The organism is Filomicrobium sp., assembly GCF_025698805.1.
Taxonomy (GTDB): Bacteria; Pseudomonadota; Alphaproteobacteria; order Rhizobiales; family Hyphomicrobiaceae; genus Filomicrobium; species Filomicrobium insigne.
In genome coordinates this window covers 1-5562 of sequence record NZ_JAILWT010000027.1, presented here as the reverse complement: position 1 = coordinate 5562, position 5562 = coordinate 1, and the positions used below count along the sequence as shown (strand labels likewise).

The window sequence follows — 5562 nt, the reverse complement described above, 5'->3', positions numbered from 1 at the left end:
TGCAGGGTGTCTTCCTGAATGTTGCCCGGCGCGCGGGTACCGCTGGGATCGATGCCTGCGGCGAGCGTATCGATACCGCGCAGGAAGCGGCCTCGGGCAGGCGTGTACTCGCTCCACCCGGCCGGGCAGGAGACCGCCTCAAACGCCGCAATGGTGCCGCCCGGAACGCCGATGCCAATATTGCCCCAGTTGTTGCCGTCGCACACCTGCATGGTGCCGCTGGTGTAGCGCATGGCGCCGGTGAATCCGCTGTCACAAGCCAGCGGCGTGGTGGCGCTGTTGAGGTGGACATAGGTGGCCGAAATGTTGGTGCTGCTCACCTTGTTGGCCGTGATGGTCGGCAGGTAGCTAACGCCGCTGGAGAGATACCCCCAATCCGTCCCATTGGTGCTCAAGCTGATGTAACTGGTCGCGCTGTTCGCCACCATGCCCAGCGTGCCGGAAGTAATCCGGTCGCCAAGGGCGGTACTTCCCGCATCCGCATTGCCGATGAAATTGAAGGCTTTGCCTTCGGCATACAGGGTTGCAACCGACTTGCTGCCAGTCACGCAGTCCGAAGAACCCATGTTACCGTGCGCGCTGTATGTTCCATCTGCGTTGAACCCAATGTAATAGGCCGGCGCATTGGGGCGATAATAGTAATATTTTCCATCGGTGTACGGGCTCTCGCCGAGAACCATCGCATACGTACTTCCGCTACTCGTGCAGGTGATGGAGTCCGGGAAGCCGGGGCGCATCGTCGTGGTGCTCATCACGGTGCTTTCCGAGATGTTCACCCACTTGCTGGTGCCCGCGTCGTAGCGGAGGTAATCACGCCCCGCGAGGTTGGTAAGGGTGACGTCGGTGAGGCTGGCGAGTGCAGCCACGCTGGTGGCATCGCTCACCACCCAGGTTGAGCCGTTGTAGCGGATAACATTCCCCGCCACCGCGCCTGCCGTGTTCACGTCGGTCAGATCATTCAAGACTGAAGGCACCGCGCTCGTCGAACTCACCACCCACGCCGACCCGTTGTAGGAAAGGATACTTCCCGTCGTCGCTCCGGCGGTAACCACGTCAGTGAGTTCGTTGAGCAGGCTCGCACCGCCGCCCGAGCTGTTGTTCCAGCCCGCCATGCTCACCCAATTGGTGCCGTTGCAGAACGCGAACGTGTTGTGGTTGCCTGCGTAGACCATTTGACCCGCAGTCCCCGCAGGGCTGCTGCAATCGGCAAACGCGACACCGCCCCATGCCGCCAGCCCGACCACCAAGCCAAGCAGACGAACGAGCGGCGGGATCTTCATTGTTGTGCTTGCTTCAATTCTCGCAGTTCACGTCTCAAGAGGTCAATCTCGGCGCGCAATTGTTGTTCAGTGTTGTCGTTGGCGGCCTTCAATTCCTGCATGCCGCGCAGCAGGACGGGAACTAGGTCTCCGTACGCTATACTCTTCGTTTTCAGTTTGTCGCCTGCAGTGCTCACGACTTCCGGCACAACCGATTCAGCTTCCTGCGCGATAAGCCCCAAATGACGACCCTTCTGCCAATCCTCTTTCTGCGACTTCCACCCGAAGGAAACCGGACGCAGTTTCAAGATTTCCGCAAGACCGTAATCCAGATTCCTCACGTCCTTTTTCAGGCGCCCGTCAGACGTGTTCACATAGGCACCCGCGCCTGCGACCTGCCCCGCGACTTGCAGCATGTAACTAGATGGCGTGACCCCGATACCCACGTTCCCGTTCGCCAGCACCGTGAAGAGCTTTTTGTTCAAAACCGTGCTCGACGCATAACTAGTCGGTCCGAGGATAGAGAAGCTGTCGAGCGCATCGTTGGCCTGAATGCCAATCACGACGTGTCCGGAGTCCGCCCCGGTCCAAAGTGATCCGAACGCGGAGCCTCCCACCACGCCCGTGATATTGGCAAGGCCTGAATACCCCATCACATTCAGGGCCCGCACCGAACCATCCACCGTCAGCAACGGCGAATTCGATGCTCCCGATATGTAGAGCTTTGATCCGCCCGGCGCTGCCCCGATCCCGACATTGCCAGAACCGTCAATCGCGATCCGTTCACTTCCCGCCGTGGCGAACCTGATCGTCCCCGCGCTGCTTGCGGAAATGCTGGTCGTCCCGCTCGCGATGAAATTGCCACCCGGGCCGCCCAAGCTTCCCACCGTGACGCCACTGAACTCTCCGACCGTTGTGCTTACGTTGGTCGACGAAACAAACAGCCCAGTCAGACGCGGCAAGTAGCTGGCGGCGTTGCCGAGGTAGCCCCATGTCGTGCCGTTGGTGGTGAGGCTCACGATGCTGGTGGCGCTGTTGCCAACCATCGCAAGAGTGCCGCTGGTGATACGGTCGCCTTCGGCCGCAATGTCGCCAGTGGTGCTCACCACCCAATTGCTCCCATCGTAGCGGATAACATTCCCCGCCACCGCGCCAGCAGTATTCACATCGCTCAGATCATTCAGGATCGAAAGGCCCGCACTCGTCGCGCTCACGACCCACGTTGAGCCATTGTAGGAAAGGATACTTCCCGTCGTAGCCCCGGAGGTATTCACGTCAGTAAGTTCGTTGAGAAGGCTCGCGCCGCCGCCCGAGCTGTTGTTCCAGCCCGCCATGCTCACCCAATTGGTGCCGTTGCAGAACACAACCAAGTTTGCGTTAGCGGCGAACTTGATAGCCCCCGCTTCCGCAACGGGACCAGTGCATGCCGCATGCACGTCGTCTGCCCACACCGCAATCGCCACCATCAAGGCAAAGCAGCGGATAAGGCGTGACAGCAAAATCATTTCTTCTTGGCTTGACCGTGTTCTCGCAGTTCCCGCCGAAGATCGTCAATCTCGCTGCGCAAGATTTGTACGTTATCGTTCGCGGCCCTTAATTCAGAATCCAGCTTTTTGTTCAATTGCTGTAACGCCTCTACGGCCAGCCACTGAATGTCGCTATAGTTGACTTTGTACATGCTGGTCGACGGATCTCTCACAACAAGCTCCGGCGCAACCTTCATCACTTCTTGCGCCACCAAACCATGTGTCTGCAGCGTCGGCGCCTCTCGGTATACAAAGCTCCGAATACGCAGACCGGCAATCTTGTCCAGCGCATTCCCGAACGACAAATCGGCAATCTTGTCCTTCAACCGCGCATCCGAAGCGCACGTACCAAGGGAACTGTTGTTATAGTAGAGGCACCCCCAGCGCAGCGCGGCACTTCCTAGGTTGTAGCTGTTGTTTGTAATCGGCACACTTCCCCCTGCCTTAACCACGCCATTCCAAAGCAGCCCCCCATTGGAATTTAACACTAGATATCTCAACGAACTGACCGTGTTTCCAGCTGTGCCGGCTGGCGCTACTCTCAATGCTATCTGGCCATCCGCACCTTCGGTATTAAAGGTCATACCCGCATATCCGTCACCCGTTTTCGCATACTTGAGTGAGCCGTCGAAATAACCACCCGCGTGCACGTTAAAGTTTCCGGAGCCATCATTGGTTGTGATGCGCTTCATTCCGTATCCGTCCGGTGCGAGGTCATCCATGTAGATTGCCGGTGCCCCACTGGTCATGTGGATGATGCTCGTCAGTGAGATGTACCCCGCCACTTCCAACCCGTTCCCTGTGACCGCCAGCCGTTGATCTCCCGCCACCGCAAAGTTGATGCGTCCATTGCTGCTCGCCGAAACACTCGACGTCCCACTCGCAATGAAGTTGCCTCCAGGACCACCAATGTCGGAAATTACTTCTCCGATCGCTTGGATCGTCGACGCGCTGATATTTGTGGCACTCACCTTCCCGGACATGATGGTCGGCAGGAAACTGGCGGCATTGCCGAGGTAGCCCCATGTGGTGCCGTTGGTGGTGAGGCTGACGATGCTGGTGGCGCTATTACCAATCACCGCAAGCGTACCGCTGGTGATGCGGTCACCTTCGACCGTGCTTGCCACGCTGGTGGCATCACTCACCACCCAATTGGCCCCGTCAAACCGGATGATGCTTCCCGCCACCGCGCCCGCCGTGTTCACGTCGTTGAGGTCGTCCAGAAGACTTGCTCCGCCGCCACTTCCTCCTCCCTGCGGGGCCAACAATGCTCCGGTAAAGAATGTATACGTCGCCACTCCCGATACCGTCGTTCCGCCTCCGTTATAAACGCCGACCTCCAAATAATCCCCCGCCGCCATGTCTACCACCCCGGATACCGGTGAGTTCTTGTTACCTCCCGCTATCGAACTGCGCATGCGCCCTTCCATGATGGTGGCGCCATTCTTGAAGATGTAAGTGACGCAATAGGAGGTGGAGCCGCCGCACGTCACCGCCGCGGAGACGAAGTATTTTCCGGGCACGCTTGCTGTGAATCTGTTGCCGGAGAAGCTGTTGTTCGTATCAAAACGCTCGGCCTGCCAGGTAACGAGGGCCATCTGGTCCGCCGTCACCGTTTGATCTAGGTTGTTCTTGTGCACGGCCCAGCTGACTGTTTCCGTCGCGCTCGGCCCCATGCTGACCCATGCGGTGGAATTGCAGTATTCAATGGTGCTGATGGTATCCGAGTAGCGTATCGCACCCTTTCGAGCTGTATCGCACGACGCTCCGTTGCCATAGCCTACCTGGATAAGGCTGCCTGAAATGTTGGTGCTGCTGACCTTGTTGGCGGTGATGGTCGGCAGGTAGCTGGCGGCATTGCCGAGGTAGCCCCATGTGGTGCCGTTGGTGCTCAGGCTGACGATGCTGGTCGCGCTGTTGGCCACCACAGCCAGCGTACCGCTGGTGATGCGGTCGCCTTCCACCGGGCTGCCTGCGTCGCCGTCTATTCCGCCGATGAAGTTGAAGGCAAGGCCCCGCGCATAGAGCTGGGAAATGGACCAAGCATTGGTGACGCAGTCAGAACTGCCCTGACTTTGATTGGAGTTATAGGCGCCTGCGGCGTTAAACGATATGTAGCTTCTTGTACCGCCCGCCGCCGAGCGCGGTTGCTCATAGGTTGCATATGTCGTTCCGACTTCATCAAGATACAGGGTTCTCGAGGTCGACGAAGACGTACAAACAATCGCATCCGGCCAGTTAGACAGCATCGTTGTGGTGCTCATCACCTCGCTCTCGGAGATGTTCACCCACTTGCCACCAATGGCGTCGTAGCGGAGATAATCACGCCCAGCGGTGTTGGTCAGTTGCACGTCGGTCAGGCTGGCGATGGTGGTTACGCCCGCACTGGTGCTGGAGGACAGGTTCGTCCAGCTGGTACCGTTGCAGTATTCCATGCTGCCGCTGTTGTAGCGCAGCGCGCCCGGAATGCCGCCCGAACAACTAAGGGCACTGGCTCCCACCTGAATCGCGCCAGTCGCCGAGATGGTGCCCGACACACCGAGAGTGGCTGTGGGAGAGTCTTCGCCGATACCAAAGTTCCTGCCGCTGGTGATCCGCGCGACCTCTCCCCCATAGGTCCAGAAGACAATGTCGCCACCGCCGAATTCCTGAATGACCAGCGAATTGCGGACACCGGCGGGCGTATAGCCCTCACTGGTGCGGTAGATATAAGCGCTGCCGCCCTGCGTACTGAGTTGCAGGCGTGCACTGGCCGCCGTGCCGCTGACCGTGTTGCT

Annotated in this window: 2 protein-coding genes and 1 pseudogene; all 3 read right to left on the bottom strand. The window is 58.9% G+C overall.

All coding sequences use genetic code 11. The annotated features are described in order from the left end of the window. Positions 1-1280 (bottom strand): annotated as a pseudogene (locus tag K5845_RS20980) (hypothetical protein); the annotation flags it as partial. Next, positions 1277-2758: a tail fiber domain-containing protein gene (locus tag K5845_RS20975; RefSeq protein WP_287959951.1), complete on the bottom strand. Its 1482-nt coding sequence runs from the start codon at positions 2756-2758 to the stop codon at positions 1277-1279. The gene K5845_RS20975 and the pseudogene K5845_RS20980, both read right to left, overlap by 4 nt. A gap of 2 nt (positions 2759-2760) precedes the next feature. Then, positions 2761-5562: tail fiber domain-containing protein (locus tag K5845_RS20970; RefSeq protein WP_287959950.1), on the bottom strand; the 2802-nt coding region annotated here is incomplete at its 5' end.